The 14,485-nt window shown below is 66.7% G+C and carries 16 protein-coding genes; 7 read left to right on the top strand and 9 right to left on the bottom strand.

What is annotated here, in order from left to right; all coding sequences use genetic code 11:
• Positions 1-6: 6 nt before the first annotated feature.
• Genes A5724_RS05760 through A5724_RS05730 form a run of 7 tightly spaced genes read right to left on the bottom strand, consistent with a single transcriptional unit; the run spans position 7 to position 5,306 of the window.
• Positions 7-318: an STAS domain-containing protein gene (locus tag A5724_RS05760; protein ID WP_067797618.1), complete on the bottom strand. Its 312-nt coding sequence runs from the start codon at positions 316-318 to the stop codon at positions 7-9.
• Complete coding sequence (locus A5724_RS05755; RefSeq protein ID WP_197518567.1) at positions 315-734, bottom strand: ATP-binding protein; 420 nt, start codon at positions 732-734, stop codon at positions 315-317. The genes A5724_RS05760 and A5724_RS05755 overlap by 4 nt, the downstream gene beginning before the upstream one ends.
• A gap of 37 nt (positions 735-771) precedes the next feature.
• Positions 772-2,970, bottom strand: coding sequence for a SpoIIE family protein phosphatase (locus tag A5724_RS05750; protein WP_067797612.1), 2,199 nt, complete (start codon positions 2,968-2,970; stop codon positions 772-774).
• The gene (locus A5724_RS05745; protein WP_067797609.1) at positions 2,967-3,593 is read right to left on the bottom strand and encodes a SpoIIE family protein phosphatase; all 627 of its coding nucleotides are present in this window, start codon (positions 3,591-3,593) and stop codon (positions 2,967-2,969) included. The genes A5724_RS05750 and A5724_RS05745 overlap by 4 nt, the downstream gene beginning before the upstream one ends.
• A complete protein-coding gene (locus A5724_RS05740) occupies positions 3,586-3,999 on the bottom strand; it encodes an anti-sigma regulatory factor (RefSeq protein WP_067797605.1) in 414 nt (137 codons plus the stop codon). The genes A5724_RS05745 and A5724_RS05740 overlap by 8 nt, the downstream gene beginning before the upstream one ends.
• Before the next feature lie 7 nt (positions 4,000-4,006).
• Positions 4,007-4,396, bottom strand: coding sequence for an STAS domain-containing protein (locus A5724_RS05735; RefSeq protein ID WP_067797602.1), 390 nt, complete (start codon positions 4,394-4,396; stop codon positions 4,007-4,009).
• 22 nt (positions 4,397-4,418) lie between these two features.
• Positions 4,419-5,306, bottom strand: coding sequence for an STAS domain-containing protein (locus A5724_RS05730; protein ID WP_067797599.1), 888 nt, complete (start codon positions 5,304-5,306; stop codon positions 4,419-4,421).
• Between the two features lie 129 nt (positions 5,307-5,435).
• Between A5724_RS05730 and A5724_RS05725 the strand changes: the two genes are divergently transcribed.
• Positions 5,436-5,792 (top strand): STAS domain-containing protein, encoded by a 357-nt coding sequence (locus A5724_RS05725; RefSeq protein WP_067797596.1) that lies wholly within the window; start codon positions 5,436-5,438, stop codon positions 5,790-5,792.
• 27 nt (positions 5,793-5,819) lie between these two features.
• Here the strand turns inward: A5724_RS05725 and A5724_RS05720 are convergent, their stop codons facing one another.
• Positions 5,820-7,454, bottom strand: a complete 1,635-nt coding sequence (locus tag A5724_RS05720) for an L-lactate permease (RefSeq protein ID WP_067798293.1) — start codon at positions 7,452-7,454, stop codon at positions 5,820-5,822.
• A gap of 190 nt (positions 7,455-7,644) precedes the next feature.
• Between A5724_RS05720 and A5724_RS32890 the strand changes: the two genes are divergently transcribed.
• Genes A5724_RS32890 through A5724_RS05700 form a run of 4 tightly spaced genes read left to right on the top strand, consistent with a single transcriptional unit; the run spans position 7,645 to position 11,459 of the window.
• Positions 7,645-7,917, top strand: a complete 273-nt coding sequence (locus A5724_RS32890; RefSeq protein WP_082964882.1) for a hypothetical protein — start codon at positions 7,645-7,647, stop codon at positions 7,915-7,917.
• A 37-nt stretch (positions 7,918-7,954) separates the two neighbouring features.
• The gene (locus tag A5724_RS05710; RefSeq protein WP_067797589.1) at positions 7,955-9,541 is read left to right on the top strand and encodes a protease pro-enzyme activation domain-containing protein; all 1,587 of its coding nucleotides are present in this window, start codon (positions 7,955-7,957) and stop codon (positions 9,539-9,541) included.
• The gene (locus A5724_RS05705; protein WP_067797586.1) at positions 9,538-10,737 is read left to right on the top strand and encodes a zinc ribbon domain-containing protein; all 1,200 of its coding nucleotides are present in this window, start codon (positions 9,538-9,540) and stop codon (positions 10,735-10,737) included. The genes A5724_RS05710 and A5724_RS05705 overlap by 4 nt, the downstream gene beginning before the upstream one ends.
• A complete protein-coding gene (locus A5724_RS05700; protein ID WP_067797583.1) occupies positions 10,737-11,459 on the top strand; it encodes a hypothetical protein in 723 nt (240 codons plus the stop codon). The genes A5724_RS05705 and A5724_RS05700 overlap by 1 nt, the downstream gene beginning before the upstream one ends.
• Here the strand turns inward: A5724_RS05700 and A5724_RS05695 are convergent, their stop codons facing one another.
• Positions 11,460-12,071, bottom strand: a complete 612-nt coding sequence (locus A5724_RS05695; protein ID WP_067797580.1) for a sigma-70 family RNA polymerase sigma factor — start codon at positions 12,069-12,071, stop codon at positions 11,460-11,462.
• Between the two features lie 387 nt (positions 12,072-12,458).
• Between A5724_RS05695 and A5724_RS05690 the strand changes: the two genes are divergently transcribed.
• Both A5724_RS05690 and A5724_RS05685 read left to right on the top strand, forming a co-directional pair.
• Complete coding sequence (locus A5724_RS05690) at positions 12,459-13,844, top strand: DUF4118 domain-containing protein (protein WP_067797578.1); 1,386 nt, start codon at positions 12,459-12,461, stop codon at positions 13,842-13,844.
• Positions 13,845-13,949: 105 nt separating this feature from the next.
• Positions 13,950-14,485, top strand: a 536-nt coding sequence (locus A5724_RS05685) for a DUF222 domain-containing protein (protein WP_156752151.1), incomplete at its 3' end; no start/stop codon positions are given.

Raw genomic sequence — 14,485 nt, 5'->3', positions numbered from 1 at the left:
CGGGAATCAGTCGCGGGTCGCCACTGTCGCGACCCGGTCCAGCCCGGAGATGCTCAGCAGCGTCGTGATCGACCCTGATGCGGGCACGATGAGGCTTAGCTTGGTGGTCGCCGCGACGGAGAACAAAGCCCGCACCGCCGCGCTGTCGCAGTACGTCACCTCGGACAGGTCCACGGTGAGCGCGTCGCTGCCCGCGGCAGCGGCGGTCAGCACGTCGGAGAACTCGTTGACATTGGCCAGGTCGATATCCCCGCGGGCGGTGACGACCGGCGGTTGCTCGGCCTCCGCTGCGGACATTCGAAACTGACTGGTTGTCATGGATGGAGCTCCTTGTGCAATTCCACCGTGGTTCCCTGTGGAGACGGTGTGATCGTCACCTTGTCGACGAGTGCCTTCATCAACTTGCTGCCGTGCCCGCGATGGGCGCTCGAACTCGGCGGCGCGTGCCAGCGGCCGTTGTCCTTGACCGTCAACGCTAGTCCGGTTTCGGTGACCCGGCCCGTCACCTCCAACGTGACGGCGCGGGGCGCGCCGCGCACCGCATGTTCGACGACGTTCGACGCGGCCTCTCCGACGGCGAGCAGCACGTCGGCGGCGGCGGCCGCGGTCACGGCGGTGGTCGGCAGCCAACCACGCAGGTGATTGCGGACGACGGCGAGGCTCGCGGGAATGGCGGGCAGCCGGATGCTCAGCGGGGCTGGTCGGCGCGCGCCGGCGCCGGAAACGCTGGTCACCTGCACCTCCGACACCTCGAGCGGATACTGCCTGAACTTATCCGACCGCGAACCGCATGCGCACGGTTGTGCCGTGCGCGGTGCCGTCGACGTCGACCTGTTCGCTCAGCGACCGCATCAACAGAATGCCCCTGCCGCGGGTTCCTGGATCCGCAGGCGGCGTCTTCCACGACCCGGAGTCCGTCACCTGCATGTGAATGTGATCGGCGTCGCGCGTGGCCTCGACACGCATCGGGCCCACCTGCTGTCCCCGGTACGCGTGCTCCGCGCTGTTGCTGCACGCCTCGTTGACCACCAACACGATGTCGCCTGCCAACGTCTCGGACACTCCAGCGGAGTGCAGCCAGGCAAGGAGCTGATGCCGGATATCGGTCAACCGCGCTGGCGCCGCGTCGATTTCGATCACGAGCGTCGAACCGGGATGGCGGTAGAGGACGATCGCGACGTCGTCGTCGTAGCCAGCGTCGGGGGCCAGTCTGTCGAGTATCACTTCGGCGGCTGTGTCGACCGGCAGCTGCATCGTCTGCGCCATCGCCTCGGCGACGCGGGCGATCCCCTTGTCGATCGACTCGTGGCGACGCTCGACGAGACCGTCGGTGTAGAGCAGCAGAGTCGATCCACCGGTCAGTGCGGCGGTGGCCTGCGGCCGCGGCTCGTCCCTGTGCACGGCCAGCGGTACCGATCTGGCGTCGGTCAGCATCACCGGCGCCGCGGCGGGTGCGGCAAGCACCGCGGGAACATGGCCCGCGCTGCTGTACGTCAGCGTCTCGGAGCGGGTGTCGAGCATCGCCACGAACACGGTGGTGCAGAACGCGTCGGGGATGAGACCGGCAACCGCGTCGAGTTGCTCGAGCAGGGTCGACGGCGATGCGCCGGTCAGCAGCAGCGCGCGGGCCGAGCTGCGCAGCTGACCCATCACCGCGGCGGCGGCCAACCCCCGTCCGACGCAGTCGCCGACGATGATGCCGATGCGGTCGTCGGCGACCGGCAACACGTCGTACCAGTCGCCGCCGATCTCCAATGGCGACACGGCAGGCTCATAGCGCACCGCGAAGCCGGGGGGCAGCTCGGTCGGTGCGAGCATCGAGCGCTGCAGCGTCAACGACGTGTCGCGGGCCAGCTCGAACTGCCTGACGTGCTGCATGGCCAGACTCAAATGTCCGACAAGGGCGGTCACCAGCTGGGTGTCCTCGGCGGCGACGACGCGCGGACTGTCGAACTCCAGCCACAGCGCGGCGTCGCGCGACAGGGTGGCCACCATGCCGTGCGCGACATCGGAATCGGTTGTCCAGCCGATGGATTCGACGGTGAGCGGCAGCCAGGTGCGTGCGGTGTCGAGACACCGACGCAGCCGCGGGTCGAGGTCGTGCCAGTGCAGCACCGGGGGCTTGCCGGACTGGTGCACGCTCGGATCCTGCTCGTCGGTCGACCACATGACCGCCACGACCCGCGCCGTTCGAAGCGCGGTGCGGCACTCGTCGAGCGTGCTGAACAGCACCTCGCCGACGCTCTTGGCGACACTCACCGCGGTGGCCAGTCGGGCCACCGCCCGGTCGCGAACGGTCGCCGCCCGCGCGGCGGTGATGTCACGGATGGTGCCGACGAAGGTGCCGTGTTCGGTATTCGGCGACGCGACTGCGTTCACGCTCATCGCCACCCAAATGAGGCGCCCGTCGCGGTGCCGGACCGGCGCTTCCGCCTCCAGGGCGCCATGCGCGAGTAATTGCGCCAACTGGTCGCGCGTCGCGGTGTCGTCGCCCATCCACGGCGGCGGCCACGTATACGGCAGACCCTCGGGCCCGTAGCCGGTGATGTCGGTGAAAGCTTCGTTGATCTCGGTGACCGCCCCCGTTGCGTCGGCCACGAAGAAGCCCTCTTGCAGCGAGTTGACCAACGCGGTGCGGAACTCGTCGCGGTCGGCCAGATCCTCGGCGCGGGCCCGCTGTTGTTCGTATCGTCTTGTGCCGTCGATGAATCCGCGCGTCGCGACGTCCAGCGCCGCAAGGGTCTGCAGCAAGAACTGCAGCGCAACGGATGCGTCGGCCTTCGTACCCGCGCTCTCGACGAGGCGGGAGTGGTTTTCGATGATCTCCAGCATGCTGATCTGCTCGGCCAATGCGCGGCGACCCAACTCGTGGCCGACAGCAAGGGTGTCCTCGCCCTTGTCGGCGAGGTAGGCGCTCAATGCGGCCGCGTATTGGGCATGGAAGTCGGCGTTCGTCTTCGGGTCGGTCATGACGAGGTGCCCCGGTGACGCGCGATCAGCACCAGCGCGTCGTCAGACTCCCTGCTGTACGCGTCGAGGATGTGCTCGGCGATCGCGGTCGCGGGTGCGGCGAAGTCGATGTCCTGGATGTGGTCTTCGAGAATGCCGTCGGTGGCGATGACCAGCAGGTCACCGGGCGAGATATACACCTGATGGGTGGTCAGCGCGTGCGGGATGCGGTAGCCGACGATGCCGCCTGCCAGCAGCGCGGACGCCCGGATCTGCGCGCCACCGGGGCGCTTGGCCACCAGATCGGCCGTCACGTTGCCGATGCCGATCCAGCTCAGCGTGCCCAACCCGAAGTCGATGCGCGCCAAAGTGACTGCAGCGCCGCGGGTGTCGCCGAGGCTGCGGTGACACAGCTGCAGCAACACGTCGAGAGGCTCACTGCGACAACGGTTCACCACTTCTTCCGCACGCAGCGCCGCGGTCTCGGCGGCGGCGCCGTGGCCCAGCCCGTCGGCCACCCCGAACAGTGCGGCGCCGCCTGGGACGTCGACCGCGATCGGGTAGTCGCCGCAGACCATCTCGCCGGGTAGCGGGCGACGCGCCGTTGCCCATTCGATGGGCCCGATCTGACCTTGTCTACGCATTTGCCGGGATCCACTTCCACATCTCGACGACGGTGCCGCGGCCGGGCTTCGAGTCGATGACCAAGCGGTCCATCAAGCGTCGCGCACCGGGCAGCCCGAGGCCAAGCCCCCTGCCGGTCGAATAGCCGTCCTCCAGCGCCCGTTCGATGTCGGCGATGCCAGGTCCTTCGTCCTCGGCGCGCACCACCAGCGCCGTGCGGCCGTCGCGCTCCTCGACGCCCACCCGGATCGCGCCGGAGCCGGCGTAACTTGTGATGTTGCGCGCGACTTCGGAGATCGCGGTGGCGATCATCGTGACATCGGTCAGTGAGAACCCGAGGTCGCGCGCCAGCCGATGTCCTACCTGGCGCGCCGCGACGATGTCGTCGGAATTCTTGACGTCGATCACTTCATCTTTCGGAGTCATTCCGGCGTCAATCGGCACCGTCGCGTCCGATCGTCGGCTGGCGCGACTCGAGTTGCCGGTTGAGGAACGCGAGGCCCTCTTCGAGATCCAGCGCCGTGTACATGTCGTCGAAGACGAGACCGAGTTGCACCATCGCGAACGCCACTTCGGGCTGCAGGCCCACGATCACCGTGTCCGCTCCGCGCAACCGGGTCATGTGCGCGATGGTGCGCAGCGACCTGGCTGCGAACGAATCCATCACGTCGATCGCGGTCACGTCGACGATGATGCCGTGCGCCCGGTAGCGGCTCACCCGCTCCATCAGGTCGTGGCGCAGCCGGTCCGCGTCGGAGTCGGTGAGGGCAGCCTGCACCGAAGCGATCAGGATCGCGCCTTGTTTCAGAATGGGGACAGGCATGGGGGTTAGCGCTTGGCGCTGGTCATCCGTTCTGTTCGCCGGTGCGGGTCACCTCGTAGCCGAGCAGCCGCTCGGCCTCTTCGATACCGCCCTGCAGGTCGCCGACCGCATTCATCTTCGACAGATCCAGCCCGATCGTCACCAGGGTCAGCGCGATGTCGGAGGACAGGCCCGTGATGATCACACTGGCACCCATCAAACCCGACGCGTCGACGGTCTGCACGAGGTGGTTGGCGACGGTGGAGTCGATGGTCGGCACACCGGTGATATCGATGACGACCACCTTCGCGCGGTTGGCGCGGATCGCCCGCAACAACTGCTCAGTGACCTGGCGGGCGCGTTGGCTGTCGAGCACACCGATGATCGGCAGGATCAGCAACTGTTCGCGCACCTGCAGCACCGGGGTGGACAGCTCGCGGATGGCCTCCTGCTGCTGGCGGATGATGCGCTCGCGCTCCTGCACAAAGCCGACGGCCACGGTGTTCGCGATGCGGTTGGCTGCCGGTTCGTAGGCGTCCAGAACGCGATTGAGCAGGTCGAAATCGGTCTGGTACTTCTCGAACAGCGAGCGGGCCAGCACGTCGCGAAGCAGCAGCACGATGCCGACCACCTCGTCGGTTTCCACGCCTCGCGGGATGATGCGTTCGGACAGGTCGCGCGCATAGTCCTGGAGCGCTTCGACGCTACCGGTCTCGAGCACCTCGACGTAGCTGTCGTACACGGTGGTCGCCTCGGAGAAGATCTCCTCCGGCGACATCGCGGTGAGCAGCTCGGCCTCGGTGATGCGGCGCGCCCATTCCTCGCGCAGGGCGGTGCGATTTTGACGCAGGTGCTGGACGAGTTGCGGCAGTAGATCCTCGCCGACGAGCTTGGTGGTGACAGCGGGAAAATCTGTGGTCGATTCAGACATTCAGCCTCCCAACTCCGCTCGCGCACGGTCGAAGTGCACGAGTCACTGAGCCGACATTAGCGCCCACGCCTGGCAGGTAACCGGCGAAGTCGCCAATCGTCAACCGCGATTGCCTACTAGGCTTTCCCCATGCCCGCCGACGAAGCGATCGCCACCGCGCTCGCCTACCAGAACGGGATCGCGGTGCTGCGAGTCGACGGCGATATCGACTTGGCCACGGTCCCCACGCTGGAAGCCGCCATCGAGGATGCGCTGGCATCGAAGCCGACGGGACTCGTCATCGACCTGACCGACGTCGGATTCCTGGCGTCGGCCGGTCTGCAGGCGTTGGTGGCGACCCACAACAACGTCAGCGAGTCCGCGCGGTTCGCGGTGGTCGCCAACAGCGCGGCCACCAGTCGACCGATTCAGCTCACCGGCCTCGACCAGATCTTCGATCTGTTCCCGACGCTCGACGAGGCGCTGACAGCCGTCCAGGCCTCCTGAAACTGCCTGGCGCACAGCCGGTTTGACTCAGGGCACCATCCAGGCCAGAACCGACGCCTGCAGTGCTGAGAGCACGCACATCGCCGCCAGGAAGACCAGGCTCCACACCACGACGCGACGGAAGATGTCGCCTTCCTTGCCGTTCATGCCCACCGCGGCCGCGGCGATGGCCAGGTTCTGTGGCGAGATCATCTTGCCAAGGACGCCGCCCGAACTGTTCGACGCTGCCATCAGAACGTCGGACAGCCCGGCCTGATTGGCCGCTGTCACCTGCAAGGCCCCGAACAGCGAGTTCGCCGACGTGTCCGAACCGGTCACGGCGGTGCCGAGCCAGCCGAGTATGGGTGACAGCAACGCGAAGGCGCCGCCCGCACCCGCCATCCACGTGCCGAGGGTGATGGTCTGACCCGACAGGTTCATCACGAACGCCAGAGCTAACACCAACATGACGGTGACGATCGCGAAGCGCAACTGGAACAAAGTGCTGCCGTACGCCTTGACCGCGCGGGACACCGACAGCTTGAGCACGACCATCGTGATCAGTCCTGCGATCAGCATCTGGGTGCCGGGAGTGGTCAGCAGGTTCAGCGTGAACTGGTTGAGCGACACAGGCTTTCCCGTCGTACTGACGACATGGATACCGGGCCAGTCGAACTTCACAGTCGCCTTGTCGAGCAACTTCTTCACCGCGGTGATCTGACAGATCACGAACACGATGATGACGATGACGTAGGGCGCGTAGGCCTTCATCACCTCGCCGCGATCGTCCGGATTCTCGACGCGGTGCGCGAATTCGGACGTCGGTCCGTCGGCCGCGCCGCCCGCGATCACCGCGGTCGCATGCTCAGTGCGCGGGCGCCAGATCCGGACCATGCCGACCACCGCGGCCGCCGACAGCAGGGAGGCGACCACGTCGGCCAGTGGTACCGAGAGGAAGTTCGAGGTGGCGTACTGGGCGATCCCGAACACGACGCCGCAGACCAGGGCCACCGGCCAGGTCTCTCGCAGCCCGCGCAAACCGTCGACGATCGCAACCAGCACCAGCGGCACGAACAGCGCGAGGATCGGCGTCTGCCTGCCCACCATCGCCCCCAAGGTGTCGCTGGGCAGATTCGTCACCTTGCCGAGCGTGAGGATCGGGGTGGCCATCGCGCCGAACGCGACGGGCGCGGTGTTGGCGGTCAGCGAAAGCGCCGCGGCCTTGAGCGGCCGGAACCCCAGCGCCATCAACATCACCGACGTCACGGCAACCGGAGTACCGAACCCCGCGAGCGCCTCCAGCAATGCTCCGAAGGAGAACGCGATGATGACGGCCTGCACCCGCTGGTCGTCGCTGACCTGTGCGAAGGACCGCCGCAGGACATCGAAATGCCCTGTCTCGACGGTCATTTGGTAAACCCAGATCGCGTTGATCACGATCCACAGGATGGGGAAGAACCCGAACGCCGCGCCTTCCGTGCCTGCCAGCAGTGTCTGGCCCAACGGCATGCCGTAGACGAAAATCGCAAGCGCGATCGCCAGCGCCAGGGACACCAGCGAGGCCACCCAGGCGGTCACCCTGAGTGCACCCAACATGACGAACAACAGCAGCAGCGGCAGCGCCGCGATCAAAGAGCTCCACGCCAGAGAATGCGCAACCGGATCAAGAATCTGTTGGTACACGGCGACCACCATTTCGTAGGGGCACGGCGACACGAAACGACAAACGGTAATACCCTTGAGCGACAACATTCAACCCTTGACCTTGGCACCCGCTGCGCAATCGCTGTGCGCCTGCTGCCACATCTAGGTAGAGTTTCGTCAGCCAGTTTGATCTTCAAAACCGCTGGCAAACGTCGGGAAGGACGAAATCATGGGTCGGATGGGTCGCCGTATCGCGGCGGTCGCCGGTGGCGCCGCGATTGTCACGATGGTCGGCTTGACCGCCTCGTGCGCGAAGGAAGAGGAAAAGGCGCCGGAAACGACGACCACCACCACGACCACGACGACGACCACGCCGGCCGAGACGCCGGCCCCGCCGCCGCCGGCGCCGACGGAGAAGTCGATCAACCCGACCGGCGGCAACCTGTTCACACCGCCGGTGAAGGCGCCGCCGGCGCCGACCGCCATTCCCGGCGATAACTAGAACACCCGCTGGCCAGCGCGGACGTACGCTGGCTTCTGTGGTTGCCCGGCATTTCACGTCGCTGGCGCTTGTCGCTGTTGGGGTGTTCGTGCTCGTCTCCGATCTTCGCCCCACGGTGTCCGGCACTTCGGGATTGATCAGCGGGCCGTACGCCTACCTGTTGGCCAGCTCCACCGACCTGGGGCCGTCTCACCGTGCGGACACCCAGTTGACCGCCGCACTGAGCGACACCAGTCGACCGGATGCGCTGTACGGCTGGGCGGGTGACAACGGTCTCGACGTGCGGTGGCGGCCGGGTGACGAGTGGGCCGTGGTGGAGGGCGCCGCCGAGCGGGTGGCGAAGGCGTTCGACGTCGAGGTGCACGACTACCGCGGGCAACGCGGCCAGGTGTTCTATGCGTCGCCGCAGCAGCCGTCGATTCCCGAAGCGCTTCGCGGCGAGGTCACCGAGTTCGGGCGGATCCTGGGCTACACCCCGCACCACACGTCGCGGCCGTCGATCCTGCCGCTCGATGTGCCCGACAAGGGGTTGACGCCCGCGCGGTTGCTGACCACTTACAACGCCGACAAGTTGGCCGCACAGGGCTACACCGGTAAGGGCACCACGATCGTCTTCTTCGCGTTCGACGGGTTCGAGCAGTCCGACCTCGACACGTTCGCCACCACATACAACCTGCCGAAGTTCACCCCGGTCGTGGTCGGCGGCAAGCCGGAGGAAGCGCGCGGCGAGACCACCATGGATCTCGAGGTCGCCCACGCCGTCGCGCCCGACGCGCGAAAGGTTGTGTGGAACGCCCGAGCCACTGTGGAGGGCGACGCCGGCTACGAGAAGATCGGCCGGATGCTCGAGGATGCGGATCGGCAGTTCCCCGGGGCGATTTGGAGCTTCTCCATCGGCTGGGGTTGCGACAAGCTGATCACCGCCGCCGACATGGCGCCCGCACGGTCGGCGTTGCGGACCGCGCATTCGCATGGCACGACGGCGTTCAACGCCAGCGGCGACCTCGCGGGTCTGGAGTGCAAGGGCGGTGACGACTGGTCGTCGCCACCGGGAGCCAGCGATGTGGGTCTGGATTCCGTGGCGTCGCTTCCGGAGATGGTCGACGTCGGCGGCACCACGTTGTCGACGGACGCGAACGGCGTGTGGCAAGCCGAGCAGGCCTGGTTCGACGTACCGCTGTCGCAAGGCACCGGCGGCGGGGTGTCGTCGTTGTTCGACCGGCCGGAATGGCAGAAAGGCGTGGTGCCCGACAAGGACCCGGACCGCAGAGTGACGCCGGACGTCGCCGCCGTCGCCGACCCGTTCACCGGCGTGCGGATCGTGTTCAACCAACAGGAACTCGTCGGTGGCGGCACGTCGCAGTCGGCGCCGATCTGGGCGGGTCTGGCCGCGGTGATGAATCAGTATTTGCTCGCCAACGGCGGCCGCGAACTCGGCGACCTCAACCCGCTGCTGTATCGAACGGCGGCCGGTGCGCCGCTGCCCGGCTTCCGTGACGTCACGCTCGGTGGTAATGCCGTCGACACCGCGGCCCCCGGCTTCGACCTGGTCACCGGACTCGGCACGCCGGACATCGACAACCTGGTGCGCAACCTGCTCGTCGTGCAGAGGGTGAGCCAATGAGCACTGCCGACGAGCAGGTGCCGACCGAAGAGTGCCGGATCTGTAAGGTCGACGTCCCGGCGGGTGAGTACTGCGGGCTGTGCGGCTGTCACCTCACCCCGCGTCCTGGCGAAGGCCCAGACTGGCTGCGCATCCGCGACTTCGGCGCGGCGCCGGGCGAACACCTGCTGCAGCCGGCGCTGGCGAGTTCGTTGTTTCCGCACCTTCCGCCGCGGTCGCGCAACATCTTCCGGATCGGCCTCGCGTTGGTGGTGGTGGCGCTGGTCGCGTTCGCGGTCTTGCGGATGCCCGGCGCGCTGGTCGCTGTCTCTGCGCTGGGCTTCCCGTTCCTGTTCGTGCTCTACATGCGCGAGTCCGACGGATTCAACGACCTGCCTGCCCGCACATGGGTGCTTGCGGTGGTGATCGGCGTGGTGCTGGGCGTGGGATGGGTGATGCTGACCGGGATGATGGTGGCCCGGTCGTACGGAATCGCCATGGGCGCGGGCGTAGTCGGGACCCGCATGTTGAGCACCGGCATCGCCGTCCCGCTTGGCGGGGTGATCCTGATGCTGATGCCCGCGGTGATCGTTCGGCTGCTGGGCCCGCCGACCCGGGAAGCGTTGGACGGCTTCATGATTGGGGCGCTGGGTGCGCTGTCCATGACTGCGGCCGCGACCCTGACGCGGTTGGCCCCGCAGTTCGGCACCGGGGTGGTGAGCAAGCGGCCGATGGACAGCCTGCTCGTCGAGGCGGGCATCAGGGGAGTGGCGGTACCCCTTACCGCGGCGGCGGCCGGTGGATTGATCGGCGCCGCGCTGTGGTTCAAGCGGCCACCGAGTAAGGAGAAGCAACGTCCCGGCGTGGTGCGTGCGCTGCTGGTGTTCTTCGCAGTGGCCGTGCTCGCGGTGTACGTGGGTCTGGGTTTGATCGATGTCTCCCACTTCCCGCAGGTGCTGATGCTGGTGATCTATCTGGTGTTGGCCGCGGTGGCGCTGTTCCTACTGCGCCTCGGACTGCATCTTGCGTTGCTGCATGAAGCGCACGACGAGATTCAGTCCGACGAGCCGCTGCTGTGCCCGCATTGCGGGCACGTCGTCCCGGATATGGCGTTCTGTCCGGCGTGCGGTGTCGCGACGCGAGCGTCGTCGCGGTCGTCGCGGTCGGCACGGCGTTACCAGCGACCGGTGCGCAGCGATGAGGAGTCCGGCGCCTGATGAGCGAGTCGAAGTTCTTCCCCGGCTACGCAGTTCCGTCGGGTACGTACGCTGCTGCGCCGGTGCGTCACTCGCGTTTCCGCGTGCTGCTGATCTGGTTCAGCGCGATCGCCGTCGTCGCCGTGGCGCTTGTCGGTGTGACGATGCTGAGAAGCAAGCCCCCTGCCCGATACATGTGCCCGCCGAGCTGCGGACACCCCCCGACGGGCACGCCCGTGGAGACGAATCCCAGGTTCACTGCAGCCGATGGCGCGTTCTCGGTGTCGTACCCCGCCGAGGGCACGGCGTACAAGGTGAGCACGAAGCCCAACGGGGTGACGGCTGATCTGCAAGCAGGTGACGGCGGCACGCTGCAGCTGTTCAGCGAGCCCGCGGCCAACCGGTCGCCGGAGCAAATTGCCAAAAGCCTTATCAGACGGACGTTTCCGGACGCACGCACTGCCTACAAGATTCCCAACGCGATGGTTGGTTACCAACCGGGTTACGGCGAGGCCGCCGACTGCTGGCCGCAGGGCGCCAACAGCAGCTATCTGAAGATGCGTGTGCTGGTGATGGTTGCGGTCAAGAACGACTTGGCGTTGATCGCTGCCGCGGTCGGACCGTTCCGTCAGTTCGGTCCCGACTTCGGCAGCGGCAAACCGTCGGGCGCCAATCTCCAAATCGCCTTGGATATGGGCAAGTACGTCAACAGTTTCGCGTGGCGGGGCGACCCGCCGCGCTGATCACGCGACGTCTGTGAGGCCGTAGCCGCGGTCCCTTGCGACGTGGGCCAACTGCGTGCGTAGCCGGTGCCTGCCGCGGTGCAGTCGTGACATCACGGTGCCGATCGGGGCGCCAGTCAATTCGGCGATCTCTTTGAATCGCCTGCCCTCGATGTCGGCGTAATACACCGCCGTGCGCAGCTTTTCGGGCAGCTGACGCATCGCTTCCCGCACATCGGTGTCGCCCATCAAATCCAGCACCTGGTCTTCGGCGGAGCGTAGACCCGTCGAGGTGTGCCTGGCTTCGGCCAGCAGTTGGCCGTCGGTGATCTCGTCGGTCAGCCACTGGGTCGGCCTGCGCTGCTGTTTGCGGTAGCCGCTGATGTGGGTGTTGAGCAGGATGCGGTACAGCCAGCCGCCGAGGTTGGTGCCGTCGCGGAATCCGTGGAAGCCGGCGAAAGCCTTGGCTGCGGTCTCCTGAAGCAGATCCTCTGCTTCGGTGCGGTTGCGGGTCATCTTCATGGCCTGCGGATAGAAGGAGTCCAGCAAGGGGACAGCGTCACGTTCGAATCTCGCGGCCAGCGCCTCATCGCGAATGGCCCCGGACTCGGGTGTTGCGGTGCTACTGTGCATTCGGCACTCCTGACGGCAACGTAATTCGTTGTTTGCTCACAACTCTCGTGTGAAACCGGGGCATTGTCTGCACGGCTGCCCCCCTAACGCCGCTACCGGGTATCCGGCATTGGGCATACCTGCTAGCCCCCATAGCGGGGCCGGTGAAAAGGACCTGCCAGGTGACTGCCACCGCGGCCGCGACGAGGATCGCGGTGGCGACGACATGGCCGACCAGACGTGCGCCGGTGCTGGTGTCCATGCCATTAGACGATGGCGGATCGTGATGGGCGTGTCGTCCGCGCTGGCGGCCATTCGTGTTTACCGCTAGCGCCACTTGACATCCAATTCAGTTGTCCCACAGCCTATTCACAGGCAGTTGGCAGTGCACGGAGCTATGCAGAGGGCATGTCCACGCGCGGGCCCGGCGGCCACCTGCTCTCATTGCTGGTGCGCCCGACCGCGCCGCCGATGTGGGTGGGCTTGGTGGTTGCCGCTGCGGCGACGGCGGGCGAGACGGTTCTTGTCGTCGTACTCCGGAGTCTGGCGCCGATGGACACCTTCGGCGTGGTGTACCTGCTGGGCGCACTGGTGGTGGCGATCGGGTGGGGAACCGGATTGGCCGCGGTGACTTCGGTGGTGAGCGCGTTCGGGTTCGGCTACTTCCGCGACTGGCCGGACGACACTTTCGACGCAACGGATCTGCGTAACTGGGTGGTGATCGGTGTCTTTCTGGTGATCACGCTGATCGCGAACTCGTTGGCCGGTGTTGCGCGGGCCAGGGCCGCGGAGGCCGAGCGGACAGCCGAGCGGCAGACGGCACTCCGCCGCGTCGCCACCGCCGTGGCGGAAGGCCTCCCCCCGGGCGAGGTGTTCGCGACGGTGACAAAGGAATTGGCGTATGCGCTGCGCGTGCAGCAGGCAGCGTTGTTCCGTTACGAACTCGACGGAAGTGCGGTGCTGGTGGCGGCGCACGACGAGTCGGATGGTGACGTGGCTTCGACGGTACTGGTCGGCGGCAGAACCGCGCCGATCATCGTCGACGGCCAGGAGTGGGGCGTGGCGGTGGTGAGTTCGTCTCGTGCGCAACCGTTTCCGGCTGAGACGGAAGCGCGGCTGGCGGACTTCGCGAAGTATGTCGCGATGGCGATCGCGAATGCGCAGGCGAAGGCGGACCTGACCGCGTCGCGGATGAGGATCGTGGCGGCGGCCGACGATGCGCGCAAGCGGTTGGAGCGCGACCTGCACGACGGGGCCCAGCAGCGGCTGGTGTCGTTGGCGTTGAGGGCTCGGGTGACGGAGCAGTCGCTGCCGATGGATCAGTGTGAACTGCGCACCGAGTTGAACGAGATCGTACAGGGGCTCAGCGATGTGTCCGAGGAGTTGCGCGCGATCTCGCGCGGCATCCATCCGGCCATCTTGTCCAAAGGCGGTCTGGCGCCGGCACTTCGGTCGCTGGCGTGCCGGTCGACGGTGCCGGTGGAGCTCGACCTGGACGTGCCGTGCCGGTTGCCGGACCGGGTCGAAGTCGCGGCATATTACGTCGTGGCTGAGGCGCTTACGAACACTGTTCGGCATGCGCACGCCGACGAGGTGAAGGTGACGGTGAAGGCGTCCGACGGCAACCTTGACCTGGTCATCGAGGATGACGGCACGGGCGGCGCCGACCCGTCGAACGGGTCGGGTTTGATCGGGTTGGTCGACCGGGTCGAAGCGGTCGGCGGACACCTCTGGGTGAACAGCCCGGTTGGTGTCGGCACCTCGCTGGCGGCGAGCATCCCCTGCGCGGCCTAGCACTGGGGTGTGACATTTTTGGATGGTTGTCCCCAGGTGCGCGTTCGTCCACAGGTGGTGGGTTGAGCACTGTGGTTGGTCGGCGGGGGTGGATAGCGTTGGGTCATGGGCGAATTCATCAGCGGGGAGGCGGCGCGGCAGCGGTTTGACGCGTTGGCTGATCAGGTTGATGCTGCCTATGCCCAGATGCGGGAGTTGTGCTCGGCTGAAGTCGGCAATGATTTCAGGGCCGGGTTCAGCGAACGGTTGGAAACTCAGCAGCGGACCAATCGGGGATTGATGTATCGGTTCTTCGGTCAGATCGCTGACCCGCCCGATGAACCGAGGATGGCGCCGAGGATGGTCAACAGTCTGGCCGCGCGGTTGCGGATCACCCCCGGTCAGGTCAAAGCCCGGATGAAAACCGCGGCCAAACTCACCGAGCGCCGCCAACTGTGCGGCCCACCGCTGCCGCCGGTATTGCCCTATGTGGCCGCCGCGCTGGCGGGCGGGCAAATCGGCGAAGACCACGTCACGGCCATCGCCAACGCCATCAACGCGCTGCCGTGCCACGTCTCGGTGGCTGATCGTGACGAGGTGGAAGCCTCGCTGGTGGGTGAGGCGCTCAAAACCGACGCCGAGATCGTCAAGAAACTGGCCAA

It is taken from the genome of Mycobacterium sp. ACS1612, assembly GCF_001667505.1.
Classification (GTDB): domain Bacteria; phylum Actinomycetota; class Actinomycetes; order Mycobacteriales; family Mycobacteriaceae; genus Mycobacterium.
This window is presented reverse-complemented; position numbering and strand designations above follow the sequence as displayed.